The following is a 25,312-nucleotide window of genomic DNA, read 5'->3' as shown; positions in this document are numbered from 1 at the left end:
TACGGCACCCGACCACGGGCGCCGCGAGCCCGACCATTGCGGGTCACAGCCTTGCCGGCGAACCGTGCGCCGCAAGTGTTGCCCCACTCGACGCCACGGGCAGGCGAGACGACGGCCCCTGCCCAGGGCGCTGCGTGCAGGGGCCGCCCGGGCCCTGCGGTCCTGTCTCAACGCAAGGCATTACGACGCTAAAGCCCCAACGCCCGACCACGCCCGACCAACGCGTCAGCCGGGTGAACGTGGATGGAGTCAGAGCGGGATTCTCCTCCAACCCGCAGTCCGGTGCAGCGGATCTCGACTTCCGGCAGGACAGCAGCGCAGCCCACCCGACCGCTGCACTTCGCCCGCGGAACGACGGCGTAGGGTAACGCCCCTGCTGGGCTGCCCATGTCCCGCACCGACTCGCGTACGCGTGAAGCCGGTGCAGGTGGGCGAACGTGCGCTCCGCGACCCAGCGTTAGATGCCCAGGCCGGAACAGTGTTGGGCTCGGTGTCGATGTCGAGCGGCTGTCTGAGCAGTCACCGGTGTCTGGTCAGGAGGTGGGTCGGGTGACGTGGGTCGCTCCTTCTTCTCGTATCGACGATGGCTCGTTGCAGGATCGCGGCGCGTTCGGTGACGGTGCCGGGCTTGACCTCGTGGCCCGCGGCGACCTGCAGCCCGTGGCTGCCGAGGCAGGTGAAGGTGTTCCGGTCGAAGATCCATTCGATGCGTTGGCCTGTCTGCGGGTCGAGGCGGGCCGACGCGATCCCGTCGCGGCCGGCGGCGTCCTGGGAGCGGGCGACGACCACGACGCCGGGGATTTTCGCTGCGGCGCGGTAGAGGGCGGCGGCGGTCGGTGCGGGCACCAGTTTGCTCGCCGACGATGTCGCCGACGGTGGTGAAGGCCTGCTGGTCGCGGTCACTGTCGCCGTTGGTGCGGGCGTAGATCCTCTTCAGCAGTGCCGCGGGGTCGGTGGGCGGCTTCCTGGTCTCGTTGTAGGAGTCGCGGGTGACGTCGCTGTCGAGGGTGCCTCCCTCGGGCTGGTAGCCGGGTTCATCGAGCCAGCCCTTGCGCCCGTCAGGAGAGAGCCACACCTCGCGGGCGTGCAGGCGCTGCACCCACATCTGGAAGCTGTTGGTGTCCCCGTCCACGTGCGTGGTCGCGTAGGACACATTGCTCCTGCCCTGGACGAACTGGTTCGGGCGGGGGGTTGGCAGGGCGCTTGCGGTCGGCTGCGCCGGCGATGTGCTCGACCGTGGAGGCCAAGGTGATGTCGGAGCCCGGTTGGATGTCCACGGCTGACGTCGGTCGGCTCCCCCGGCGTGCGACCATCACCAGGGCCTGGCGCAGCCTGTCCCCCACGCCGAGGAGTTTTCTGCCGGACAGGGTCCCGGTGAGCCACCCGTACGCTGCCCCCGCTTCCGGGTACGGGTCTCGGCCGGCCGAGGGAGCGGGCCCTGAGCCGGCCGAAGATGTCCGTGCAGTTCTGGATGCTGTTCTGAGCGCCCACTGGTGCGACGGCACGTCAACCGACAGGCGCGGGACGCCCGTGTGGTCGGCTTCGCGCAGGCCCTCGGGCGCCCGGGCATCTCCCGTACGGCGCCTGTGGCCTCACCCGGTGAAGAGCTGCTTGGCCTTCAGGACGAGTTCGTAGAGGCCGTAGCACAGGGGCGCCCCCACCCACAGCCAGGACAGGACGATCAGTGCTCGCCGGTCAGGCGTGCTGCTCGCGTCGGCCATCGGCGGCCTCCTTCGATGCGGGAACGTAATGGCGGGGATGGACGGGCCGTACCAACTCGTTGGCGACGAACCCGACGACGAGCAGCCCGATCATGATGACGAAGGAGAGACCGTAGAGGGACGCCCCGTGCTTGCCTGCCTCCTCCTGGCGGTCGGCGATCCAGTTCACGATCAGCGGGCCGAGGACACCGGCGGTCGACCAGGCGGTGAGCAGCCGGCCGTGGATCGCGCCGACCTCGTAGGTCCCGAACAGGTCCTTCAAATAGGCGGGGATCGTCGCGAACCCGCCGCCGTAGAAGGAGAGGATCACCAGCGCGCACAGGACGAACAGCGGCTTGGACGAGTCGCCGAACGACGCGATCAGCAGATACATGAGCGCACCGACGCCCAGGTAGACGCGGTAGATGTTCTTGCGTCCGATCAGGTCCGAGGTCGAGGACCAGCCGATACGGCCCGCCATGTTGGCAGCCGACAGCAGGGCGACGAAGCCGGCGGCCGCGAACGCCGACACCGGGGTGGAGCTGTCCGCGAAGAAGTCCGTGATCATCGGGGCGGCCTTCTCCAGGATGCCGATGCCGGCGGTCACGTTCATGCAGAGCACGAGCCACAGGCACCAGAACTGCGGGGTGCGCACCGCACTGCGGGCGGAGACCTGGGCGCCTACGACGGCATTCGGCCCGTTCCCGACGGGCTTCTCGGTGTGCGGTACCCGCACCAACAGCACGCCCAGGGACATGAAGACGGCGTACGACAGCCCGTGCACGAGGAAGGCGAGGGCGATCCCCGAGTGATCGGTGCCGAACGAGTCCAGCATCTGCGCCGACCAGGGCGAAGCGATCAGGGCGCCACCGCCGAAGCCCATGATGGCGATGCCGGTGGCCATGCCGGGCCGGTCCGGGAACCACTTGATCAACGTGGAGACGGGCGAGATGTAGCCGATGCCCAGTCCGATGCCGCCGACGAACCCGTAACCGAGAACGATCAGCCAGTACTGCTCGGTCTGCGCCCCCAGTGCGGCGAGCAGGAAACCGGAGGAGAAGCAGATCAGGGCGACGGTCATCGCCCAGCGCGGTCCGTTGCGCTCCACGAGCGTGCCGCCGAACGCGGCGGACAAACCGAGCATCACGATGGCCAGCTGGAACGGCAGCGCGCTTTCGGTACCGTCGAGATGGAGCGCGGACTCCAGAGGCGGTTTGAACACGCTCCAGGCGTAGGCCTGGCCGATGGACAGGTGAACCGACAAAGCGGCGGGTGGAACCAGCCAGCGGCTCCAACCCGGGGCAGCGACAGGAGGACTCATGATCCCGGACCGTACGAACCCCGCACCCGATTGAAAACCACCGGGTCGACCGTATGCGGTAAACGGTATCCGTGGTGCGGTGAACGGTCGCCCTGGACGCGACCCACTGCAAGCCCCCGGACCAACCGCGAGACCGCCTCCCGAGCGGTCGTGAGCGCCAGCCGGCACCGTCGAGAGCGGCGACCGCGGAGTGCCGGGCGTGATGGCCGGTGACAACGAGGCCTAGGTCCTCCGGCCCGTACACGCGCGCGGCCTGACCGGCCGCCGCACGCCGGGAGCAGGCCTTGGCCGCGACGACAAAGGCCCGGGTGGGCTCCGCCTGCGCTCGGCGGAGCCCACCCGGGCCTCGGACTGGTCGCGTCGAGCTCGCCAGCGAGAAGGCATCGCCGCAGGTGTGGTTGCGCCGGGGGGTGTTTACCGGATGCGGTGGGTGTTCCAGAAGGAGGCCAGGTCCTTGTCAGTCATGGACTGGGCGGTCTTCTTGAAGTCGGCGGTGGTGGAGACGCCGTACCAGTGGTCACGGACGTAGCGCTTGAGAAGGCGTGCCATGGTGGCGGCGCCGAGGGTGCGTTCAAGGTCTGCCAGGGCGCAGGGGCCGGCGGTGTAGATGAGGTGGTATGTGCCGGGGTGCTTCGTCCAGTAGGCCATTGAGCTGGTGAGGGCGGCGTTCTGGTCGGGCCATTCGTCCGGGTCCCAGCAGTCGCCGGTGTCCCAGCCGTAGAAGCGGGAGTTGGCGTACTGGGCGAAGCTCTCGTCCAGCCAGGGCGCTCGGTATTGGTCGTTGCCGACGATGCCGTACCACCACTGGTGGGCCACTTCGTGGACGACGGCGCTGCCTTCCTCGGTGGTGCCGAGCAGGACCAGGCCGGGGTATTCCATGCCGCCGCCGAACTGCGGGGTCATGACCAGGTCGAGTTCACCGTAGGGGTAGCGGCCGTACTCCGTGCTGAACCGGTCGACGGCGGCGGCGCCGTCCCGGCGGGCGAGCCGCACGCCCTGGGCGGGCGTGTCGGGTGCCCAGTACGATCTGAGCCGCACACCGCCGGGCGTCGTCTGGGCCGCGGTGCGGAACGGGCCTGCCGCCCACGCGAAGTCCCGTACCCGGTGCGCGACGCTGTGCGTGAGAGTACGCCCCGGCGTGCCGGGGCTGGTGCGGGTACGGCCGGTCGCCGGGACCTTGAGGGCCGACGCGTGGTCGAGCGTGACCCGGAAGTCGCCGACCAGGGTGTAGAAGCTCTCGCCGGTCGACACGTACGGATCGAGGTGCCATCCCGCCGCGTCGTGCACGGCGAGCACGGGCAACGCATTGCCGAGGAAACGGAACGCACCCTCGCGGCCGAAGCGGTTGTTGCGCCCCGGCACGGTAAGGGACACGTCGAAGGAGACAGCCGTGCGCCGGCCGCGCTCGAGAGGTGCGGGCAGGGTGATACGCAGCGCGGTGCAGTCCACGCTGAGCCGCCCCGCCGTGCCGCCGCGCACCCGGGACACGGTGACGGGGGAAGGGCTGCCGGGAGTGCCGCAGGCGTCCACGCCGTTGCCCCACAGCCGCAGGTACACCTCGCGCAGGGGCCGGTCGGAGGCGTTGCGGAACGACACGCGCTGCCGGCCCTTCCAGTGGCTGCCGTCGGCGTCGGCGCGCAGGGTCACGTCGTAGCGCAGGTGATCGGGTGTCGCGACCTGGACACTCTTCGCTGCGGCCGTGCGTCCGGGGACGGCGTCGGCGACCCCGGCGCCAACTCCGCAGAGCAGCGCGAGGAGGGCGGCGAGCAGACGGCGGGGGGCCGTTGACGGCCACGCGGACAGGGACGGCATGGCAGCCGATCGTGCCACAGCGCTCGCGGCATACGTCCGCCTGTGCGGGAAGTAAGCGGGCCGGTTCCGTTTGCCGCGGCCGAGCACGACACAGGGGCCTTGTCCGGTAGGTACGCGGGCGTAGGTGGAAGGTGACGGGCTGGTCGTTGATGCGTGCGGTCGCATGGGCCGCCTCGGCCGGGTCGGAAACGTGAGACGTGGCTGGGCAGGGCCGGGAGCCGTGCCCGCCGGCAGTGCGGGGTCGGTGTCGGTCACCTCGAACCGGACGACGCCCGGCCCTCCTCGAAGGACAGGGCGAGGACGAAGTCCCGCCCCCGGACACGACCATGGAGAACGGCGTTCGCCCCGAGTTCGGCGACGAGGAGGACCTGCCGTGCGCTTCGATCCCGGCGGGGGTGGCCCCGCCCGGTGACGCCGTCGCATCCCGCCGGCTGCACGGTCCCGGAGCCGGAGCGCCGGGATTCACTCGCTGCTGGCGCGGTTCCCCTGGGGCGTCACCAGCGCCGCCGCGGCGGGCCGAAGTGGGCCTCGATCGGGTTGGGCCGGGAGGCGTAGGTCGGAGTGAAGCACAGTTCGGCCCGAGATGCTGTACGTCACCGCCTACGGCTTCCAGTCCTCCTTCTCCGCCTACCTCACACGGTCTCTCGAACTCCTCCTGGAGGCAGGCACCGAGCGCCCGCGGGATGATGAGCGCCGGGCTGCACCTGCGCATCGGCGGACGGCCTGGGCCGGGCCGCCGACCTGCGCCGGTTCCTCGACCTCGTGGCCCCTCATCCCGACGTCCGGGTCACACGCCGCGTGAACATCGCCCGCGACTGGCGCACCCTCCAGCCTGCCTCGCGGTGACTACCCCAGTCCGTCGACCCGCTGGCGAAGGACGGCCCGGTGCCGGCTGAGCCCGGATCCAGGTGTGCTGTTCGGGGATGTCGGTGACAGGCGACACGCCTGGATTGCGGGATCTGCAACTCGCCCCCAGGAGGCCCTGCCTCGCGCAGGGCGTCGTCGAGTACGTCGGTGATCGTCGCGTCGGCGTCGTACGGCATCTCCTGCTGAAGAAAGCCCAGGTCGGGCGGGCGTGTGACGCTGCCGGCGTCGGGCTCGTCCGTCCCGGCCAGCAGGCGCAGCAGGGTCGACTTGCCGACGCCGTTCTCCCCGATCAGCCCGATGCGGTGCCCGGGCGAGGCGGTCAGGGAGACACCGTCGAGCAGTCGTCGGTTGCCGAGGGTGTGGACGAGGTCGTGGGCGAGCAGAGCGGGCTGAGGCATGGGGTCCGTCCAACGTGATCGGTGCTCGGCCCGCGGGGCGACATGCCTCGGACACGGGCCAGGTCGACACGTCGGCGGCTCACACCTCAGGGGTTCCCGTCTCCTTCAGCTCGCCGTCGGCCAGCCGCAGCCACCGGTTCACGCCGATCTCGCGCAGGAACCGCTCGTCGTGGCTGACCACGACGAAGGCCCCCTGGTAGGAGTTCAGGGCGCTCTCCAACTGGCCGGCGCTGACCAGGTCGAGGTTGTTCGTCGGCTCGTCCAGGAGCAGCAGGTGCGGAGCTGGTTCCGCGCACAGCACACAGGCCAGGGTGGCGCGCAGCCGCTCGCCTCCGGAGAGCACCCCGACGGGCAGATGAGCGCGAGGCCCCCGGAAGAGGAAGCGGGCGAGCAGGTTCATCCGCTCGGCCTCCGGCCGCTCCGGGGCGTAGTCGGCGAAGTTCTCGGCGACCGTGCGGTCCAGATCCAGAAGGTCGAGGCGTTGGGAGAGGTAGGCGATGCGGCCGTCGGCGCGTTTGATCTCGCCGCTCTGTGGTGTCAGGTCGCCGTTGAGCAGGCGCAGCAGCGTGCTCTTGCCGGCACCGTTGGGACCGGTCAGCGCGATGCGCTCCGGGCCCCGGATTGTCAAGTCGACGCCCTGGGCGGCGAACACGTCCTTGTCGCCGAGGCGGATGCGGAGTTGTTCGCCGAGGAACAGGTTGCGTCCGGCAGGCACGTTGGTGTCCGGCAGATCCAGCGTGATGCGCTGCTCCTCGCGCCGGGCACGTCCGGCCTCGTCCAGCCGGGCCTTGGCCTCGCTGACCCGGTCGGCGTGCATCTGGCCCGCCCGGCCCGCGGACTCCTGCGCGCCCCGCTTCATGTTGCCGGCGAAGATACGGGGCAGACCGGCGTTCTTCAGGTTACGGGCGGCGTTGCTCTGCCGACGTTCGGCGCGCTCGCGGGCCTGCTGCATCTCCCGCTTCTCCCGCTTCAGCTCCTGCTCGGCGTTGCGGACGTTCTTCTCGGCGACTTCCTGTTCGGCCCGCACGGCCTCCTCGTACTCGGTGAAGTTGCCGCCGTAGAAGCGCAGTTCGCGTCGGTCGAGTTCGGCGATGCGTTCCATGCGGTCGAGCAGGGCGCGGTCGTGGCTGACCAGGAGCAGGCAGCCGTTGAAGTCCTCCAGCACGTCGTAGAGCTTGTGCCGGGCGTCGAGGTCGAGGTTGTTGGTGGGCTCGTCGAGCAGCAGCACGTCGGGCCGCTTCAGCAACTGGGCGGCGAGACCGAGGGAGATGACCTGACCGCCGCTGAGGGTGCTCAGGCTGCGATCCAGGGTGAGGTCGGCCAGGCCGAGGCGGTCGAGCTGGGCACGGGTGCGTTCCTCGATGTCCCAGTCGTCGCCGATGGTGGTGAAGTGCTTTTCGTCGACGTCCCCGGACTCCACGGCATCGATGGCCTGGATGATCGCGGCGACGTCCAGCACCTCGGCGACGGTGAGGTCGCCGGTCAGGGGGAGGCTCTGCGGGAGGTGGCCGAGGGTGCCGGCCACGGAGACCGACCCGGTGCTGGGCCGCAGTTCACCGGCGATGAGCTTGAGCAGCGTGCTCTTACCGGTGCCGTTGGGCGCGACGAGGCCGGTGCGGCCGGGGCCGGCGGTGAAGGACAGGTTCTGGAAGACGGGAGTGTCGTCGGGCCAGGTGAAGGACAGGTTCGAGCAGACGACGGAGGCGTCGGACATGGAGATGACCTCGTGGGGAGGGGGCAGGGAAGACACTTCTGCCCCGGCGGCAGACAAGGGGGAAGAGGGGACGACAGCTAGGCCACTTCGGCGGCGCTTCCACGCACCGGCCGGTGGCCTGTCGGGTCCGGGTATCACCCGGAGATGTCGTCGTCCACCACCATGTCTGGGCTCCTCAACAAACGATCAACGTCTCCACCAGTCTAACAACAGGTGGCGTTGGACCGGAGACACACCGGATCACATAGTCAGGACCTCTTCCGGCCGCCGCGCGCAGGACTCGGTGGGCGGCGGTCAGCAGGTCACGGTGATCGGTCCAGGTGAAACTGCGTCTGCCGCCCCGCTTGTGGTCGAAGTGCAGTCTCGCAGTCGAGTTGCTGCTGTGGCCCGTCCTGGGCGCCTCGTTCACCTGGGCAAGCGTCGGGTGGGGTGCGGCCTCCTGGGTCTCGTCCGCCGCAGCGTTCGCCCTGCTGTACAAGACCCTCGCGATCGGCCCGATGAACGTGCTCTCGCCCATCACCGCACTGGTGTCCGCCGCACTGCCGGTCGCGGTCGGACTGCTCCAGGGCGAGCACCTGGGCGTGGCGGGCCTTGCCGGTCTGCCGCTGGCGCTGGTGGCGGTGGTCATGGTGAGCGCCGGCCACGGAGCACGCTCGTCGCGGACGGCGCTGCTGCTGGCCTTCGGCGCGGGCGCCGCCATCGCCCTTCAGCTCGTCTTCCTGCACCAGGCACCCTCCGACAGCGGCGTGGCCCCTCTGATCATCGGCAGAGCGGTCTCCTCGGCCGTCACCCTGGCCGCGGCCGCAGTGATGCACCGTCGGCTGGGCCCGGAGAAGCCGGCCTACGCGATCTCCGCGACCGCGGGCGTGCTGGACTCGCTGGCGAACCTGCTGTTCCTGCTCGCCGCCCGCAGCGGGGACCTCACCGTCGTTGCCGTGATCACCGCCCTGTACCCGGCCGGCACGGTCCTGCTCGCCCGCGGCGTGCTCGCCGAACGCATCCACCGCGGCCAGCTCGTCGGCCTGGGCGCCGCCGCCGTCGCGGTCAGCCTCCTCGCCCTCACCTGAACCCCGCACCGTCCGTCCTACCGCCGCCAAGGAGAAACGCGTGGTGTCGTCTTGGTCAGGTGTGGGCCGGGGCGGGGCGGAGGGCGAGCAGGGCGGCGTCGTCGGTGCTGTCGGTGGCCAGTCCGCCGAGCAGCTCGTCGCAGAAGGTGTCCAGGGGTTCGCGGGACAGTGCGGCGGTGTGCTGGCGCAGCCGGGCGAACCCGCGGTCGAGGGATTCGGCACGGCGCTCGATCAGTCCGTCGGTATACAGCAGCACGGTGGAGTACGGCGGCAGCTCGTCGATGGCGGTTGGACGCTGGTGCCAGGGGTCGAGGCCGATCAGCAGTCCCGCGCCCGTCTCCAGATAGCGGGTGTCGCCCTCGGCGGTGGTCAGTAGCGGTGGCAGGTGTCCGGCGCAGGAGTGGTGCAGACCCCAGGGGCCGCTCTTCTCAGGGGGGTCTTTGACGAGGGCGTAGATGCACGTAGCGGTCGCCTCATGCTGCAGCGTGTGGCTGGCGATGTCCAGTCGGCGCAGGACCTCGCCGGGGGGCTCTTGGCGGTCCACGGCGATACCGCGCAGCATGTTGCGCAGGGCGCTCATGTCGATGGCCGCTTGCAGGTCGTGGCCGGTGACATCGCCGATGACCAGGGCGGTGTTCCCCTGCGGTAGGACGAAGGCGTCGTACCAGTCACCGCCGACCTGTGCGACGGTCTGAGCAGAGGCGTAGCGGGCGGCGATCTGGAGGTCGTGGACCTGCGGCAGCTCGGGCAGCAAGGCGCGCTGGAAGCGCTCGGCGATGCGCTGGGTCTGCTGGTACAGCCGCGCGTTGTCCACTTGCACCGCCAGACCGCGGACCAGATCCTCGATGAGCGGGAGATCATCCTCGGTGAACGGGTGGTCGGGGTCGGTGCGAGCCACCGTCAAGGCGCCGAGGACCTCCCTCCGGGCCCGCAGCGGGGTGATGACGGCGCTGTGTGCGGCCAGCTGTGCGAACAGTTCCAGCTGCCGCGCGTGCAGCGGGTTCACCGCCTGGCTCGGTGCGGCCATGTCGGCGATCAGCAGCGGGCCCGCCCCGCGCAGCACCCGCGGCAGCGGCCCGTCCGCATCCTGCGGCACCGGCGGAAGCAGCCCTTCGTAGACACCCGGAACCAGCGCATCGGGCGTGCGGTGGACGACGACGGCCCGCTCCAGTCGGCCGCACTCGTCGAGCAGGTCGACCACGCACCAGTCGCCCAGCCGCCCGGTCAGCACGCGGCACGCTCGCCGCAGCCCGTCCAGCAGGTTCAACGTGCTGGCCAGTGCCGCCTCGGCGTCCGCCAGCAACGTCAGGCGGTCCAGCCGCGTCTTGTCGTCATCGTCCTTACCCATGCCATACTCCTTCCCCGCCTTCGACCTGCCACGACAGGACCGCCCTCTTGGTATGCCTGCCGGATCACCAGCCGAAGCAGAGCGGTCAGCGGCGGCTGTCCCCCCGAGCAGGCCGATGACCTCGTTGATCGCCTCCGAAGAGATCTTTGCGTGGGCCGAAGCCAACGGCAGGCATCTTCCCGACGAACGCCTGCGTCTGATCCCGGCCGGCCTGCGCAAGGGGGCCTATGACCGGGCCACCGACCTCCAGTGGTGGGACCGACGAGCACACCGCCTCACCGGAGGCGTCGGCCGGGGCACCGGCATTGTCACGTTCCACACCAGCGGGGTCCTGAAAGATCCAGACCGCGATACGGAGCGGCTCGATGGCACAAGCCCAAGGTTCGATGGCATCTACCGTCCGTCCTGGAACGATTGCGCACTCTACGGGTCTGGCATGAGATGTGGCTGCGTCGCATCGACCGCAAGATCACCCAGCTGGGGAAGCGGCGGGCCGAGCAGGACCGCGGCCGCCACACGGAGCCGCGGCCGCCCGAGTGGATCGTCGAACTCGGCATCGGTGCCGGTCGGCCGCCCGCACAGGTCCACCAGGGCTCCTGCTGCATGACAGGCAAGCGACACCGCTCGATCGGCCGTGAGGGGCCCGGAGCCCGGGGTTCCGCCAAAGCTTCAGGACGACCTGTACCGTCCCGTGACCACACCGCCCCGGCCTTGGCGGCCGGCATCGAACCCGCGTCCCCCTCCCCCTGCAACCAGCGCTTGACTGGTCCGTCCGCGCTCTGCGCGTCCGGGTCCAGTGACTGTCCGGCCTGGAGTGCGGCGAAGTCGGCGTCGGGGCGACAACCGCTGTCGGGCAGCCGGGCTTCGGCTGCCCGACAGCGGCACACCCACCCTGGTCGCACTGCGATGCCCCGTCCTCGAAGCCGCTATCGGGCAACCGTGGCAAGTGCCGGCAGAAGACGATGCGCGTTGTCGCGGTTGATGCAGCGGCGCTGTTGTTCGTCGAGTGCGACGTCGTTGTCGAGCGCGGGTGCGGTGACACCCGTGACCAGATGAGTCGGGGTGGGGGGCCAGTCACTGCCGTAGAGGATCCGGGAGGAATCCACGGCGGACAGCAGACTCGGCGTGGACGAGGGGGACATGGGGCCGGCCGTGTCGTAGTAGAAGCGGTGCAGGTAATCACGGACGCGGGCGCGTTCCACCTTGGGCGTCAGGTAGTCGCTGAACACCTCCACGCGGCTGGCGATGTAGGGCAGGAAACCGCCTCCGTGCGGCAGAATGAAGGTGAGGTTCGGGTAGCGGTCCAAGGTCCCGTTGACGATGAGACTGATCGCCGCGCGCGTGGTGTCCATAAGGAAGTCGCACAGGAACGGCGGCACGCCCTCCAACTCCCCACCGCCTCCGGGGACGTCCATCGGGTGCGTACTGACCACGGCCGAACGTTCGTTCAGTTCCGCCAGGATTCTGTCCTGGTCGGGGTGGCCGAGATAGACCCCCTTGACGCTGGTCCGCACACTGACGCCGATGGCCCCGAGGTCGTCCATTCCATGAGTGAGCGACCACATCGACAGGTCCGGGCTGTCAAGGAACACCGGGGTGTAGAAAGCGAAGCGATCGGGATGGCTCTCGACAAGGTCACTGGCGGCTTGCAGCGCGACACGCGCGCTTTCCTTGCGCACCTTCGGATCCTGCAGACGGCCCAGCATTGCGACGGTGAACACGCTGGTCCGGATGCCCGCCTCGTCCATCATCGTGAGAGCTGTACCGAGGTCCCACTTGGTCCACGGCGGCAGGCTACGACGATGGACGATCTCTTGTTTCTCCGCCCAGTCGAGCCATTCCGGCGCGGTGTAGTGGTGGTGTACGTCCACACGCTCCCGGCGTGCGTCGCCCTCCGCTGCCTCCGTCGGCCCGCTGTCGCCTATGTCGGCCAGACGGGCCGTGCCCGCGGCCGCCTGAGTGGATGTCATGGACTGGCTCCCATCTTCTGTGGTGACGCCGGAGAAGTCGATCTTGTGAGGCTCGGTTTTCGAGCGCGGTGTCCTTCAGCGCCCGAGAATCTGAAGAAGAGCGCTGGTCAGTTCCTTTTCCATGTCAGCCGTCTCGCCCTCGGCCCGCCAGGCCACGAAGCCGTCCGGCCGTACCAGCACCGCGCCTTCCGGTGTGATGCCATGCGCCGAGGACCAGTCCGCACCGCCGCCGGTGTCCAGGTCGTACTCCGCTCCGTCGCCGATGGAGTAGACGTGGAGCGGTACGTTGAGCCGCGCGCCCACAGTGCGGGCCGCGGTGCGCCAGCCGGGCCCTGCACAGAGCAGGACGAAAGAGCGTTCATACAGGTCAACGGTGGAAACCATCGCCCCGTCGCGTGTGACCCAGAGATGCGGTGCACGGCTTCCGGGCTCGCCGTTCAGGCACAGGACGTCGGGGATGACGGGGTCCTCCGCCTTCGCGCCGACCACCGCCCGCGAGGCGTATCGATAGCCCAGTGCCACGGTCATCAGATCCGCGGAGTCCTTCGACGCCGTCCTGGCGGAGTAGCCGGGGTGCTGTTCACGAGCGGCCTGCAAGGTCGCTCGCGCGCTGGTCGCCTGTGCCACCGGCCGGCGCTCGGCCTCATAGCTGTCCAGCAGCGTCGAGCCCGCCCAGCCACGGAGGACCGCGGCGATCTTCCAGGCGAGATTGTGCGCGTCTTGAATACCGGTGTTGGATCCGAACGCCCCGGTCGGCGGCATTTCGTGGGCGGAGTCACCGATGAGGAACACACGTCCGTCCCGATAGCTGTTCGCCACGCGGTCCGCCGCATGCCACGGCGCCTTCCCGGTGATCTCCACATCCAGATCGCGCACTCCGGCCGCTGCCCGGATGTGCTCGGTGATCCGGGCATCGGTGAAGTACTCCAGCGTCTGTCCGCGCTCGGGGAACCAGGGCACATGGAAAACCCATTGCTCCTCGTTGTCCACGGGCAGCAGCACGCCTTCGCCGGTGGGGTCGGTGACGTAGCAGACGACGAAGTGCTGCTCCCCCGCGACCTCGCGCAGCAACTTGCTGCGGAAGGTGACGCTGACGTTGTGGAACAGATCTCCCGATCCCGAGTGTTCGATCCCGAGCCGCTCGCGGACGGGACTGCGGGGACCGTCGGCGGCGAGCAGGTAGTCCGATCTCACCGTGTACGTCTCACCCGAGTCCCTGGTTTGCAGAACGGCCCGCACCCCGTCGCCGTCCTGGCTGAAGGACAGCAGTTCCGTGCCGAAGCGCACGTCCCCGCCCAGGTCGCGGGCGCCTTGCAGCAGTACCGGTTCCAGATCGTTCTGGCTGCAGGCGCAGCGCATCGTCGAGCACAGGTCCGCCTCGGGCGGCCTGCCCGTGATCCGCGCCGAGAGCCATCGCCGGTTCGCGCCGCGCAGGGTGTCAACCTGAAGGATTCCATGGTTCTTCGACAGCGTGGTCGCGGCTTTCCGGATCTGCGGCTCAAGACCGGCTGTCCGGAACAGTTCCATTGTCCGCATGTTGTTGCCGCGACCGCGTGGGTGTGCCGACGTGGCGGCATGGCGCTCGACGACACAGTGCTGGATGCCCAGGCGCCCGAGGAACACGGATGCGGACAGGCCCACGAGTGAGCCCCCCACGACCAGGACGGGCACATACTCGTTGCCGCGATCGTTCATCGCGCTTTCTCCTCTGGGATCAGCATCTCCGCAGCACGGTGGCCGATGGATTCCGTGACTCGCTCTCAGTTCTTTTGCCATGCGCGGCGAGCCGATAAGCAACGATCACCCGAACAGCGGAAAATCCGCCTCGCCCCAGCCCGTACGCACGGACCCCAACAACCGCGCAAGAGGCCGGTAGGTGCGATCGGGCGAATCGCGTTTACGTACGGGATCCTTCCGGGGACCGGTGGATCGTAAGTCGTACATCTGCTGTCCCGTGGCCGGGGCGGGAGCTTCGAGAAAGGCCGGGATGATGACTCAGCTCGACGACCGGGACACGATGGACTCGACAGCGGACGCGGTCGCGGCGGCCTCGCGTGGTTCAGTGGCGTATCGCACCAACCCCTATCCGGTCTACGCGTGTCTTCGCGAGTCGGCCCCGGTGTGCCGCCTGTCTCCCCCGCACGGGGTGGACACCTACCTGATCACCCGGTACGACGACGCCAAGGCCGCCCTGACGGATCCGCGCATCAGCAAGGACATGTACGCGGCGCTGGACGCGTATCACACCATTTTCGGTGACTCGTCCATCGCGCTCGACGACAACATGCTCTTCTCGGACCCGCCCAAGCACACCCGGCTGCGCCGCATCGTCAACAGCGCGTTCAGTCCGCGTCGCATCGAGTCCTTGCGTCCTCGCATTCAGCAGATCACCGACGAACTGCTGGACCGCTGTTCCACCGACGCGCCCATCGACCTGCTCTCGTCCTTCGCCTTCCCGCTCCCCCTCATCGTGATCTGCGAGCTCATCGGAATCCCCGAGGACGAGCGCGAGGACGTTCAGAAATGGTGCTCCACCGTCGCGCGCACCGGATTCAGCAAACAGGACAAGGAAAAACTGGCACAGGCCGAGGGATCACTGCGGGACTATTTCGCCGAGATCATCCAACGGAAGCGCAAGAACGCGTCCGACGACCTTCTCAGTGATCTGATCCGGACGCAGGACGAGCAAGGGGCCATGACTGACGGCGAGCTTCTGTCCACCTTGTGGGTGCTGCTCTTCGCCGGCCACAAGACGACCGCGTACCTCATCGGCAACGCCGTGTTCAACCTATTGACCCACCGCGATCAACTGCGGGAGGTCCTGGAGGATCCGGAACTTCTGCCGAACGCCATCGAGGAGGTCATCCGCTTCGAGGGATCGGTGGAGAACGCGACGTTCCGGCATGCGCTGGAGGACATCGACATCAGAGGCACGCTCATTCCCAAGGGTTCCCTCGTGCAGATCGCGGTCGCCTCCGCGAACCGGGATCCGGAGAAGTTCGCCTGCCCTGACACCTTCGATGTGAAGCGGCAGGGTCTGCAGAGCGCGCACCTCGGCTTCGGCAGCGGGGCGCACTACTGCCTCGGTGCGCCGTTGGCCAGGATGGAAATGCGGACGGCGTTGACCACGCTCTTCCAGAGGTTCCCGAAGATCGAACTCGATTTTCCGGCGTCTGAGGCCCAATGGCTCAAGGTCCCGTTCCCCGCCTTCCGGGGACTTGAGAGGCTCCCTGTCGCGCTGGTTCCGTGACGGGGCGTCAGGTACTCGACGGCCGGGCTCAAGCGCTTCAGTGAGGTGACAGGGGTTCGGGCAGTTCCTTGCTCCGTGAGATGAACGGGCTTCGGGGCGTGCGAGCGACCACACAGCGACGGGCCTTCGGCGCGCACCATGCCGAAGGCCCGTCGCTTCAACATGTGCGAAAAGCCGCCGGCGTGGTGTTCAGATCGGTCATGCGCGCCCGGCTGTGGGGCAGCTTGGCGAGCAGGTGGCCGCCGAGCTGCAGTACGACTTCGGCGAAGAGTCGTAGTCCGACGAGGATGAACGGCCGGCGACTCCACCCGCGCCGGCCCGCCGGACAACGTCCGCCGGACAACAAGGAGCAGCACCGCCCACGTCAGGAGCACCACGCCCAGGCGCGCGGCGGCTGTCGAACACCGCGTGTTCCGCTCGCGGGGCCATCGTCGGCGTGCCGCGCGCGACGGCCACGACCGGCGCAGAGCGGCACGCGTGCCCTCCAGCCGCCGACGCCAGCCGCCGAGCCGCCAGGCACCCACGCTCACCTCACCCCGTACGCACTCTGGTCACAGGCGTTCCCTGTGCGCTATACCTTCTGCGCGTGATTGGTTGTGCTTGATTCAGCGGCGTATCAAGCAAGTTCAAGCAACCGCCCCCACGCCGATCGACGTGTGCGAAGGGATCGACATGAGCGCTCCATCCCGCAGACGCAAGGCCTCCCGTTCCAGAGGGGCGGTCCTGGCCGCCACGGCTGTGTTCGCCGTCCTGGCGGCCGAGGTCGGACCGGCCGTACCGGCCGGAGCCGCGGCGGCCACCGCCGCCGGGACCCCGACGGTCATTGGAGCGGTCACCGGGTTCTCCCGGTCCGGCGCCGCCTACACCTTCACGGCGGGCACGGCGAGGGCCCGGGTCAGTTTCGTCTCGACCGACACCTTCCGCATCGAGGTGGCCCCCGACGGCACGTTCACCGACCCCGTCGGCGGCGACATCGTGCTGCCGCAGGGTGATCCGCCGGCCACCCGCTGGACCGACCGCGGTGACCGCTACGAGCTGTCCACGGACAAGGTGACCCTACGGGTCTACAAGTCACCACTGCGGTTCGCCCTGTACCGCGCCGACGGCACCCGCCTGTGGGAGGAGACCCGCGGCATCAGCTGGGACGGCGCCGCCACCACCCAGACGCTCACGCGCGGCGCCGACGAGCAGTTCTACGGCACGGGCGAGCAGAACGGCAGCGGCAACACCTCCCATCGCGGCAAGACGCTCAAGGTGGGCGTCGACTACAACTGGAACGAGGGCGGCCACCCCAACTCGGTGCCGTTCTACCTCTCCTCGGCGGGCTACGGCGTCTACCGCAACACCTACGCCCCGGGCACCTACGCCTTCACCGACCCGGTCACCACCACCGAGCAGGAGAACCGGTTCGACGCCTACTACTTCGCCGGCGATTCCACCAAGGACGTCATCGGCCAGTACACCAAACTCACCGGGCGCCCCATGCTTCCGCCGATCTACGGCCTGGAGGTCGGCGACTCCGACTGCTATCTGCACAACGCCAACCGCGGCGAACGGCACACCCTGGACGCCCTCAAGGTCGCCGACGACTACGTCAAGAACGACATGCCGCTGGGCTGGATGCTCGTCAACGACGGCTACGGCTGCGGCTACGAGAACCTCGCCGAGACCGCCAAGGGCCTCAACGACCGAAAGATGCAGATGGGCCTGTGGACCCAGGACGGTCTGGCCAAGCTGGCCGACCAGGTCAAGGCGGGCCAGCGGGTGGCCAAGCTGGACGTGGCCTGGGTGGGCGCCGGCTACAAGTTCGCCCTGGACGGGTGCAAGGACGCCTACCGCGGCATCGAGGAGAACAGCGACGCGCGCGGCTTCACCTGGGCTCCGGAGAGCTGGTCCGGCGCCCAGCGCTGCGGCGTCCAGTGGAGCGGTGACCAGTCCGGCAGCTGGGACTACATCCGCTGGCAGATCCCCACGTACGCCGGCGCCACCATGTCGGGTCTCGCGTACACCAGCGGCGACATCGACGGCATCTTCGGTGGCAGCGCCAAGACGTATACTCGCGACCTGCAGTGGAAGTCGTTCCTGCCCGCCGTGATGACGATGGACGGGTGGGCCGCCAAGGACAAGCAGCCCTACCAGTACGGGGAGCCGTACACCAGCATCAACCGCAAGTACCTCAAGCTGAAGGAATCCCTGCTGCCCTACATGTACACCTACGCGGCGCAGGCCAACCGCACCGGTGTCGGCGCCGTCCGGCCGCTGGCGCTGGAGTACCCCGACGACCCGAAGGCGGCGAGCGACGCCGCCAAGTACGAGTTCCTCACCGGTGAGGACTTCCTGGTGGCGCCCGTCTACCGCGACACCACCGTCCGTGACGGCATCTACCTGCCCAAGGGCGACTGGATCGACTACTGGTCCGGGCGCACCTACCATGGCCCGACCACGGTCGACGGCTATCAGGCTCCCCTGGACACCCTGCCGCTGTTCGTCAAGGCGGGGGCGTCGATTCCGATGTGGCCGGGCATCAACTCCTACCAGGACCGCACCGCGGACTCCCCGCTCGCCTGGGACGTCTACCCGCAGGGCCGCACCTCCTTCACCCTGTACGAGGACGACGGTGTCACCCGGCAGCACCGACAGGGCAAGTACGCCGAGCAGCGGGTGACCGTGACCGCCCCGGACAGCGGAGCGGGAGCGGTGCGCATCGCGGTCGGCGCCGACGCCGGTGACTTCGCCGGCAAGCAGAAGAGCCGCCCGTACCGGTTCACCGTGCACACCGGCTCCGCCCCGCACCACGTGGGCCTGGACGGCGGTGCGCTGCCCCAGTTCACCTCCGAGGCCGCCTTCGACGCAGCCGACCAGGGCTGGTGGTACGACGCCTCCGACCGAGGCGGGGTCGTCCAGATCAAGACCCGCAGCATCAGCACCGACCGGGCCTTCCAGGTCGACGTGGACGGCGCGAGCGCGGTGGGTGGCATGGTCCCCGGGGCGACGGGCACGGTCTCGGTCGCGCCGCCCGAGGAGATCGGCGCCGGCGTGTCCGAGAAGGTCAAGGTCGGGTTCACGGCAGGTCGCACCGGCGCCGAGGCCACCGAGCTGTCCCTGAGCGCACCCGACGGCTGGACCGTCTCACCGGCGCGGACGATCGGCGCTCTGGAGCCGGGGGAACGGGCGAGCGCGGAGTTCACCGTGACAGCGCCGGCCGACGCCGGTGTGGGCGAGGCCGTGCTCACCGGCACCGCCCGCTACCGGGCGACGGGTCAGGACGCGGTCGCCGCGCAACGGGCGGCAGTGCGCACCATGCCGGCCCCGCCCAAGGGTGACGCGTGGGCCAGTGATCTGCCCTGGCTGAACGCCACCAACGGCTGGGGACCGCCCGAACGCGACCGCAGCAACGGGGAGTCGGCGGCCGGCGACGGCCACACGCTCACCCTGAACGGCACCACCTACGCCAAGGGCATCGGCGCGCACGCCAACTCCGACATCGAGTTCTGGCTCGGCGGCCAGTGCTCCTCGTTCACCGCCACCGTCGGCATCGACGACGAGATCAACGGCTACGGCGGGGTGTCCTTCTCCGTCGTAGCCGACGGAAAGACGCTGTGGTCCTCCCCCACCGTCAGCGGCAAGTCCGACCCCGTGCCTGTGAACGCACCGCTGGACGGTGCCCGTCACGTCCATCTCGTCATCACCGACACCGACGGCACGAAGTCCGGCGACCACGGCGACTGGGCGGACGCGAAGTTCCACTGCGCCTGACGCCGCCGCGGCGGTGTCAGGCCGGTCGGATCTCCTACGGTGCTCCAGCCCAGCGGGACGCCGTTGGTTGATCCGGGGTCCTGCGTGAGGTAGGCCGTCGAGACCGAGTCGTGGTCTCGACGGCCTACGTTGTCGTAGGGGTGGGGACGGGCTCCGGACATTGTTCACGGACGAGGAGTTCGCGGACTTGTTCCCGGTACGGGCGCCCGCCTGGTCGCCGGGAGCGCTTGGTGTGGCACCGGCGGATGCAGCGCGCGGCGCAGAACTTGGGGCGCGTGACCTGCTCTTTCTGAACGCGTTCGGCAAATCTCGACCTGACCATGGCCGGCGCGGAGAAGCGGCGCCGTAGGACCTGATGGGCGCAAGGCAAGCGAAGATCAGCCAGGATGACCAGCGGATGAGCAAACGGTCTGGGCGTCCTTGGGCGCTCGGAGTGGCTACGGGACGATGCACGGATCGTTCCGGCCGGCATGAGCGGGATGATCCCGCCCTTCGGACAGCCTCAAGCCGAGGTCGCGGCAACGCAGAACTCATTGCCCTCAGGGTCGGCCATCACAATATGGTGCCCCTCAGACTCCTCCAGGACGACCCCGCCCGCCTTCACCAACCGCTCGGACTCAGCCCTGATCCGCGCCCACCGCTCATCGAGGCTGCCGTGTCCCGGCACCCGGACGTCGATATGAAGTCGGTTCTTTGCGGTCTTCGGCTCGGGGACCTTGAGGATGCAGAGCCGGGGCCCGGCGCCATCAGGATCGCAGAGCCACGCACCGTCGTCCGCGGAATCGTCCTCCGGAAGATCGAACTGCGCGAGCCACTCCTCGCGGCTTCTGAAGGGCGCGGGCGGCGGCTCGTCCACATATCCAAGGACCGACTTCCAAAACTCGGCGAGAAGCTTCGCGTCCGCGCAATCAAGGGTCAGATCGATTCTGGCTGCCATAGCAGGACCGTACTGTGCACTTCTGACAGTCGCGGCTGAGCCGACGGAGAGTCGGACACCTGCTGATACGCCGTTTCGTACTGGCGGTGCGCACCGGTGCCGCCCGGCCCCCGATCCGCTGTCGGGGTTATCGGAGCGGTCCTCGCTCGTCGACGAACACGGTGGGCGCGGACAGAAACACATCGGCGTTCGTCGGGCCGCAGGCGATGTTGAACGTGTCCAGCCAGTACGACCAGTCCTGCATCCCCGCTGCACTGCTGAACCGATAGTTGAGCTGCCAGCGCACCCACTGACCTGGGACAAGTCGTACTGCTGGGGGCCGTCTCGGCCGGGGCGGCAGGGCAAACAAGGGCTGCACCCGCGGGAAGACCCGCAGCCGTCCGTCGGTTTCCCGGAGTTGAACATCGACCTTGCTGAGGTCTTCCTGGGTCTCATACGGCTCGAAGCCGTCTCGCTCATGCATGCGGATCACGTGTGCGGAAGCGCCCTCGGCGTGCGGGAGAGCGAAACCGATCGGGGCCGCGTTCCTGCGCGAGGCGGCCTCTCCTCCCCGGGACTGCTTCGTCCAGGACGTCCGTATCCACTGGACGGTGATCTCCATGGCGTACCCCCGCCGCTCGTCGAGGAACTCACTCTATGCCCGTGCCCAGGAATCACCGGGCCTGTCCTGGTGCGGCGGTGCGGCGGGAGCGGGTCAGGGCCAGCCGGCCGAGGACCGCGGCGATCAGCCCCAGCACCAGGGCCAGGGCGCCGCCGACTACTCCGTTGCCGGTGCCGGGACCTCCGTCGGCGACGGCCAGATTCAGCGCGCCGACGACCAGGCCGAACAGCCCTGCCACCATGGCCACGATGGCCCTGCTTCGCCTGTTGCCGGCGCCGACACGACCGGCGGAGCGGGCCAGAGCCAGCCCACCGATGACCACGCCGGCCAACGCCACCAGTGCGGCCGTGCCGCCCACGAGTCGCCCGGTGGTCACGCTGTAAACCGCGGCCAACTGGGCCGAGCCATGCGCTGCCGCCGGCGCGGCAAGCACAAATGGGACTGACATGAGGTGCTCCTCCTACGACTGGACGTCCCCCGATCATGTCTGCCGGACCCACATCTGGTCGTCCGGCGGGCGCAGGCAATTCGCGCTGCCGCCGATGCCGCATCCGGCTACCGCGGACGCTGCGGGAGCCGGGAAGGTACCGCGTGTGCGGTACCCGGCCGATCACCGGCGCGCAGGGGTCGGCCCGGCCACTCTGCTTTTCCGAACAGGTGGGCGATTCCTTCGGTGAGGACGGGCCACGACTACGTTGCTCTCGACTTCGCCGAGTACGACGCCGGCCGAGGCCTGGAGGCGTTCGCTGTGGAGGCTGCCCAGCCGGCCCTGTTTCCACGAAGTTCTGCTCCCATGTCGCCCTTCTCGGCTGCGGTGAGACACGGTGGAGGTGGCGCGCTCCTGTCTGCGGGAGCCGGAGGACATCCGGCGGCTGGTGCCGGGGGGCCACCCAGGAGGACGGCTCGGGATGGCTGGACATCCAGGTCGACCCGACATCGTACGCACTGCGCCTGGGCGGGCTGATCCCGGCGCTGGAGATCATCCTGGACGCTGTGGAGTCTCGGGGCCTCCGGGCGGCACGGGCCGAGGCTCCTTGGCTGCCAGTGCACGGTACGAGCCGGCGAGGTCGAGGGCCAGGGGCAGTCCACCGAGATGCTGGGCCAGCTTCTCCGCCTCCCGCTCATCGCCCGCTTCAGGGGCCAGGTCGAGCAGAACGCGAGCACCGTCACCCTGAAAACGGCGGACGATCACTTGCTGATCTCCCTCTTGCCCCGCCCGACAACGCTGGTGGCACGACCACACGCGTCGTCGTGTGCCTGCCTGCCGGCGTCAGCCCAGTGCCTCCTCCAGCGCGGCCAGTTGCTCCGCCACCGGCCCCAGGGTGATCAGTCCGCTCCCGGCACCCGCCACCTCGGCGGACGCGGGCGCCAGCCGCGTATGCGCCCGCTCCATCATGTCCCGGTCCCCCACGGCGACCGCCGCTCGCGCGATCAGGCACCACAGCGCCTCGAACATCAGGTCGCGCGGCGGCGAAGAGACACCGCGCAGCGCCGCACCGGCCTCCTCGGTCCAGCCGCCCTCCGCCAGCAGCAGGGGACGGACCCACGGCTCGTACGGACCCCAGTCGGCGTTCTCGTCCACGCCGGCCGGCGGCGCCCCGTGCCGCAAGCGCACACACAGCCGGGCCAGCGGCAGCAGTCCGCGCTCCAGCCCGGGCATCCCCGCACCGCGCAGCGACACGGCGGCCTCCTCGTAGGCGTCCTCGGCGGCCTCACGCGAGCCGGTCGTGGCAGTGCGCAAGGCGCGATACCAGGTCGTGAACACCGACACCAGCGGCAGCTCGTGGCGATCCGCCAGCACGCCGACCGCATTCGCGTGCCTGTCGGCCGCAGCCAGGTCCCCGAGTGCGCACCGCGCCTGGATCCGGATCAGACGGCCGAGCACCTCGTACCGGACCAGGTCGTGGTGGGCGGAGAGCGCCACGATCTCCGTGCCGATCGCGTCGCGGCGGGCAGCGAGCCCGGCCCGCCAGAACGACTGCATGAACGTCCCGTTGAGAGCGAACGCCAGGAGCGCGGCGTCACCGAGGCGCCTGGCGATCTCCTCCGCCTGCCTCGCGGCCTGGAGCGGGCGGGCAGGCGCCCCGGACGCCGGTTCGTCGACGGGCAGAGTGCCGCGCGACTCCACCGCGATGGTCGCCAGCAGGCGGCAGCGCGCCGCGTCGTGCGAACCCGGGGGCAGCGAGCGCAGGGTGCGCTCCGCGGAGTCCACCAGCCACCGGGCCTGCTCGGGATCGTCGGAGCGGGTCCAGATCGCGGGGACGTCGTAGACCCCGATGACGCGCGCCGTCAGCTCCGGATCGTCGAGTTGCTCCGCGGCCGCGACGGCGGCCACCCGGTGGCGGCGGGCGGCCTCCAGACCGCCCCCTCCGGTGACCGCGAGGTCCCGCATCAGACCCACGGTGGACTCCAGCCGGGCGGGCGCCCTTGAGCTCAGTGTGCTCTCGTACGCGGCCGTCGCCTGCGCCCACACCCGGTCCACCGAGGCACCGGTGTCGGGATCCAGGTGGTCGGCCTGACGCAGCACGTCCTCCTCCAGCCGTCGCAGCCGTGGGCCGGGGTCCACGCCCAACTGGTCACGGAACATGTCGCGGGACCGGCGCAGCACCGACAACGCGTCGGCCTGCCGGCCCGACCGATACAGGGCCAGCGCCAGCAGCCGCCAGGCGTCCTCGCGCCAAGGGTGGTCGGTCACGTGCGCGTCGAGGTCGAGCACCGCCTCGGCCGCCCGGCCCAGAACGATACGCGCGTCCGCCCGGCGCTCGACGGCCTGCAGGCGCAGCTCGGTCAGCCGGGAGCGCTCAGAGCGCAGCCACCGCTCGTCGCCGAAGTCTGCGAACGCGGGACCTCGCCACCAGCCGAGCGCCTCGCCCAGGCCCTCCGCCACCCGGGCGGGACCGGCTTCCTCAAGGGACGCGACGGCCTGCTCGAACCGCCACGCGTCGACGTCCTCCTTCGGTACGCGCAGCGCGTAACCGGACCCCTCTGTGATCAGCAGGCGCGGCGGTGTGCGGGGCGGCCTGTCGGGCTCCAGGGCACGCCGCAGATCACCGACGAAGGTACGCAGCGAGCCGACGGCGTTGCCGGGCGGTTCCGCCCACAGGTCCTCCGCGAGCACGGAGACGGGGACGACACGTCGTCGGGCGACGATGAGCCGGGCCAGTACCGCGCGGTGCCGCGGCCCTTTGAGGCGCAGAGGTTCCCCGGCCTCGTCCCAGGCGGTCACCGCACCCAGCACGCCGAATTCCACGCGCACGTCCCACCCCGCTCCTCGCACTCGCTGTCGCTGACCAGGCCAAACCTACAAGCGTTCATTCGCTGCTGATCCGCGGCGCACAGGCTGGTGACATCGGCCGGGGCACACGCCGCCGGGGCCGGGGGCATGCAGGGCATGTCACGCGGAAGCAGGACCCGGTCCGCCCGGGGCGGGCCTGGCGCGTCACCGAAGCGGGCCCCGCCGAGCGTGCGGGGCCCGGGAGAGAAGGGCACCACCATGACATTCGGCATCACGGGATTCGACTACCGGCGCGAGGAGGTGGCGGACGGCGTGGAGCTGAATGTCGCCGTCGGAGGCTCTGGAACCCCCGTCGTGCTGCTGCACGGCTTCCCGCAGACGCACCTGATGTGGCGGCACGTCGCCGAGGACCTGGCGGCCGACCACACCGTCATCTGCCCCGACCTGCGCGGATACGGCGACAGCGACAAGCCTGCCGAGGACGGGCCGGAGGTCTACTCCAAGCGGACCATGGCGAACGACATCGTCGCCCTGGCCCGAGCCCTGGGGCACGACCGGTTTGCGCTCGCCGGGCACGACCGGGGCGCCCTGGTGGCCTTCCGCGCCGGACTCGACCACCCGGACACCATCACCCACCTGGCTTGCCTGGACGTCCTGCCGACCCTGGACATGTGGGAGGCGCTGCACGGCGTGCAGGCGGCCGTGGGCTTCCACCTCTACCTCATGGCTCAGCCGCCCGGCCTGCCGGAGCGGATGATCGAGGCGAGCGCGGACGCGTTCTTCTCCTACTTCCTGGACATCTGGGCGAACGACCCCGAAGTCGTCCCGCCGGCCATCCGGCAGGTGTATCTCGACGCGTGCCGCGCGGCCGTACCGTCCATCGTCGCGGACTACCGGGCCTCTGCGGGCATCGACATCGAGCACGACAGGGCCGACCGCGCCAAGGGCCGCAAGCTGACCATGCCGGTCTCAGTGCTCCAGCAGGACTGGGGCGCGGCTCTCGGGTACGAGGCCGCCGCCCTGTGGGGCGCCTGGGCCGCCGACCTGAACCACTCGACCGTCTCCTGCGGGCACTTCATGGCCGAAGAGGCCCCCGGCCTGATCGCGAAGTCGCTGCGCAACCTGCTGACGCGCTGAGCCCTCGACCGGCCCGAGAGCGCGGTGGCCCTGCCCATCACGTGCTGATCACGGCTGGGCAGCGGGGCGATTCCCCGCAGTTCGAGCCGGTCCTCGAGGCGATTTAGGGCGTGTTTCGAAAGTCCCGCCTGCCCCGCGACGCCTGGCACGGCGCCTCGCCGCGTTGTCGGGATCGCCCGCGTACGCCCAGTACGCGGAC

15 protein-coding genes and 4 pseudogenes are annotated in these 25,312 nt (G+C 69.6%); 6 read left to right on the top strand and 13 right to left on the bottom strand.

Translation table 11 applies throughout. The features are described from left to right. Positions 1-519: 519 nt before the first annotated feature. From ACFY4A_RS38635 to abc-f, 6 genes and pseudogenes are all read right to left on the bottom strand, one after another. Entirely contained in the window at positions 520-846 is a 327-nt protein-coding gene (locus ACFY4A_RS38635) for a hypothetical protein (protein ID WP_390833999.1), read from the bottom strand. A gap of 746 nt (positions 847-1,592) precedes the next feature. Then, positions 1,593-1,721, bottom strand: a complete 129-nt coding sequence (locus ACFY4A_RS38630; RefSeq protein WP_390833998.1) for a hypothetical protein — start codon at positions 1,719-1,721, stop codon at positions 1,593-1,595. Next, positions 1,696-3,021: an OFA family MFS transporter gene (locus tag ACFY4A_RS38625; RefSeq protein ID WP_390833997.1), complete on the bottom strand. Its 1,326-nt coding sequence runs from the start codon at positions 3,019-3,021 to the stop codon at positions 1,696-1,698. The genes ACFY4A_RS38630 and ACFY4A_RS38625 overlap by 26 nt, the downstream gene beginning before the upstream one ends. A gap of 414 nt (positions 3,022-3,435) precedes the next feature. Continuing rightward, positions 3,436-4,833, bottom strand: a complete 1,398-nt coding sequence (locus ACFY4A_RS38620; protein ID WP_390833996.1) for a M1 family metallopeptidase — start codon at positions 4,831-4,833, stop codon at positions 3,436-3,438. Between the two features lie 962 nt (positions 4,834-5,795). After that, a pseudogene (locus ACFY4A_RS38615) lies at positions 5,796-6,098 on the bottom strand (ATP-binding cassette domain-containing protein); the annotation flags it as partial. Positions 6,099-6,177: 79 nt separating this feature from the next. Next, on the bottom strand, positions 6,178-7,812 hold the full coding sequence (gene abc-f, locus ACFY4A_RS38610; RefSeq protein WP_390833995.1) for a ribosomal protection-like ABC-F family protein: 1,635 nt from the start codon (positions 7,810-7,812) through the stop codon (positions 6,178-6,180). Positions 7,813-8,171: 359 nt separating this feature from the next. Between abc-f and ACFY4A_RS38605 the strand changes: the two are divergent. Then, positions 8,172-8,879 (top strand): annotated as a pseudogene (locus ACFY4A_RS38605) (EamA family transporter); the annotation flags it as partial. Positions 8,880-8,934: 55 nt separating this feature from the next. Here the strand turns inward: ACFY4A_RS38605 and ACFY4A_RS38600 are convergent. Beyond that, positions 8,935-10,227: a PP2C family protein-serine/threonine phosphatase gene (locus tag ACFY4A_RS38600; RefSeq protein WP_390833994.1), complete on the bottom strand. Its 1,293-nt coding sequence runs from the start codon at positions 10,225-10,227 to the stop codon at positions 8,935-8,937. A 441-nt stretch (positions 10,228-10,668) separates the two neighbouring features. Between ACFY4A_RS38600 and ACFY4A_RS38595 the strand changes: the two are divergent. Then, a pseudogene (locus ACFY4A_RS38595) lies at positions 10,669-10,854 on the top strand (hypothetical protein); the annotation flags it as partial. A 299-nt stretch (positions 10,855-11,153) separates the two neighbouring features. On the opposite strand, the gene ACFY4A_RS38590 reads toward ACFY4A_RS38595, so the two are convergent. Together ACFY4A_RS38590 and ACFY4A_RS38585 are read right to left on the bottom strand one after the other, a co-directional pair. Continuing rightward, entirely contained in the window at positions 11,154-12,197 is a 1,044-nt protein-coding gene (locus ACFY4A_RS38590; RefSeq protein WP_390833993.1) for an amidohydrolase family protein, read from the bottom strand. 75 nt (positions 12,198-12,272) lie between these two features. Next, a complete protein-coding gene (locus tag ACFY4A_RS38585) occupies positions 12,273-13,892 on the bottom strand; it encodes an FAD-dependent oxidoreductase (protein ID WP_390834010.1) in 1,620 nt (539 codons plus the stop codon). A 295-nt stretch (positions 13,893-14,187) separates the two neighbouring features. Here ACFY4A_RS38585 and ACFY4A_RS38580 point away from each other — a divergent pair, with 295 nt between their 5' ends. After that, positions 14,188-15,447 carry a cytochrome P450 gene (locus tag ACFY4A_RS38580; RefSeq protein ID WP_390834009.1) on the top strand — a complete coding sequence of 420 codons (1,260 nt, stop codon included), beginning with the start codon at positions 14,188-14,190 and terminating at the stop codon, positions 15,445-15,447. Positions 15,448-16,119: 672 nt separating this feature from the next. Then, the gene (locus ACFY4A_RS38575) at positions 16,120-19,203 is read left to right on the top strand and encodes an NPCBM/NEW2 domain-containing protein (RefSeq protein ID WP_390833992.1); all 3,084 of its coding nucleotides are present in this window, start codon (positions 16,120-16,122) and stop codon (positions 19,201-19,203) included. 502 nt (positions 19,204-19,705) lie between these two features. Here the strand turns inward: ACFY4A_RS38575 and ACFY4A_RS38570 are convergent. The 3 genes from ACFY4A_RS38570 to ACFY4A_RS38560 form a co-directional block, all read right to left on the bottom strand. Further along, positions 19,706-20,140, bottom strand: a complete 435-nt coding sequence (locus ACFY4A_RS38570; protein ID WP_390833991.1) for a VOC family protein — start codon at positions 20,138-20,140, stop codon at positions 19,706-19,708. 127 nt (positions 20,141-20,267) lie between these two features. Beyond that, positions 20,268-20,741, bottom strand: a complete 474-nt coding sequence (locus ACFY4A_RS38565; RefSeq protein ID WP_390833990.1) for a hypothetical protein — start codon at positions 20,739-20,741, stop codon at positions 20,268-20,270. Between the two features lie 52 nt (positions 20,742-20,793). Continuing rightward, positions 20,794-21,189, bottom strand: a complete 396-nt coding sequence (locus tag ACFY4A_RS38560; protein WP_390833989.1) for a DUF6223 family protein — start codon at positions 21,187-21,189, stop codon at positions 20,794-20,796. A 379-nt stretch (positions 21,190-21,568) separates the two neighbouring features. On the opposite strand from ACFY4A_RS38560, the pseudogene ACFY4A_RS38555 reads away from it, so the two are divergent. Beyond that, a pseudogene (locus ACFY4A_RS38555) lies at positions 21,569-21,743 on the top strand (adenosine deaminase); the annotation flags it as partial. A gap of 268 nt (positions 21,744-22,011) precedes the next feature. On the opposite strand, the gene ACFY4A_RS38550 reads toward ACFY4A_RS38555, so the two are convergent. Continuing rightward, a complete protein-coding gene (locus tag ACFY4A_RS38550) occupies positions 22,012-23,997 on the bottom strand; it encodes a BTAD domain-containing putative transcriptional regulator (RefSeq protein ID WP_390833988.1) in 1,986 nt (661 codons plus the stop codon). Between the two features lie 237 nt (positions 23,998-24,234). On the opposite strand from ACFY4A_RS38550, the gene ACFY4A_RS38545 reads away from it, so the two are divergent. Continuing rightward, a complete protein-coding gene (locus ACFY4A_RS38545) occupies positions 24,235-25,113 on the top strand; it encodes an alpha/beta fold hydrolase (RefSeq protein ID WP_390833987.1) in 879 nt (292 codons plus the stop codon). Positions 25,114-25,312: the final 199 nt, after the last annotated feature.

The organism is Streptomyces sp. NPDC001292, from assembly GCF_042896465.1.
Lineage (GTDB): Bacteria > Actinomycetota > Actinomycetes > Streptomycetales > Streptomycetaceae > Streptomyces.
Note: the sequence above shows the minus strand (reverse complement) of the source record. Positions and strands in the feature narration are given on the sequence as shown.

What these genes read in the sequence shown, in the direction of transcription:
- ACFY4A_RS38630 (WP_390833998.1), bottom strand. Translation starts at nt 1,721, where the DNA reads ATGGCCGACGCGAGCAGCACGCCTGACCGGCGAGCACTGATCGTCCTG.
- ACFY4A_RS38625 (WP_390833997.1), bottom strand. Translation starts at nt 3,021, where the DNA reads ATGAGTCCTCCTGTCGCTGCCCCGGGTTGGAGCCGCTGGCTGGTTCCA.
- ACFY4A_RS38620 (WP_390833996.1), bottom strand. Translation starts at nt 4,833, where the DNA reads ATGCCGTCCCTGTCCGCGTGGCCGTCAACGGCCCCCCGCCGTCTGCTC.
- abc-f (WP_390833995.1), bottom strand. Translation starts at nt 7,812, where the DNA reads ATGTCCGACGCCTCCGTCGTCTGCTCGAACCTGTCCTTCACCTGGCCC.
- ACFY4A_RS38600 (WP_390833994.1), bottom strand. Translation starts at nt 10,227, where the DNA reads ATGGGTAAGGACGATGACGACAAGACGCGGCTGGACCGCCTGACGTTG.
- ACFY4A_RS38590 (WP_390833993.1), bottom strand. Translation starts at nt 12,197, where the DNA reads ATGACATCCACTCAGGCGGCCGCGGGCACGGCCCGTCTGGCCGACATA.
- ACFY4A_RS38585 (WP_390834010.1), bottom strand. Translation starts at nt 13,892, where the DNA reads ATGAACGATCGCGGCAACGAGTATGTGCCCGTCCTGGTCGTGGGGGGC.
- ACFY4A_RS38580 (WP_390834009.1), top strand. Translation starts at nt 14,188, where the DNA reads ATGACTCAGCTCGACGACCGGGACACGATGGACTCGACAGCGGACGCG.
- ACFY4A_RS38575 (WP_390833992.1), top strand. Translation starts at nt 16,120, where the DNA reads ATGAGCGCTCCATCCCGCAGACGCAAGGCCTCCCGTTCCAGAGGGGCG.
- ACFY4A_RS38570 (WP_390833991.1), bottom strand. Translation starts at nt 20,140, where the DNA reads ATGGCAGCCAGAATCGATCTGACCCTTGATTGCGCGGACGCGAAGCTT.
- ACFY4A_RS38565 (WP_390833990.1), bottom strand. Translation starts at nt 20,741, where the DNA reads ATGGAGATCACCGTCCAGTGGATACGGACGTCCTGGACGAAGCAGTCC.
- ACFY4A_RS38560 (WP_390833989.1), bottom strand. Translation starts at nt 21,189, where the DNA reads ATGTCAGTCCCATTTGTGCTTGCCGCGCCGGCGGCAGCGCATGGCTCG.
- ACFY4A_RS38545 (WP_390833987.1), top strand. Translation starts at nt 24,235, where the DNA reads ATGACATTCGGCATCACGGGATTCGACTACCGGCGCGAGGAGGTGGCG.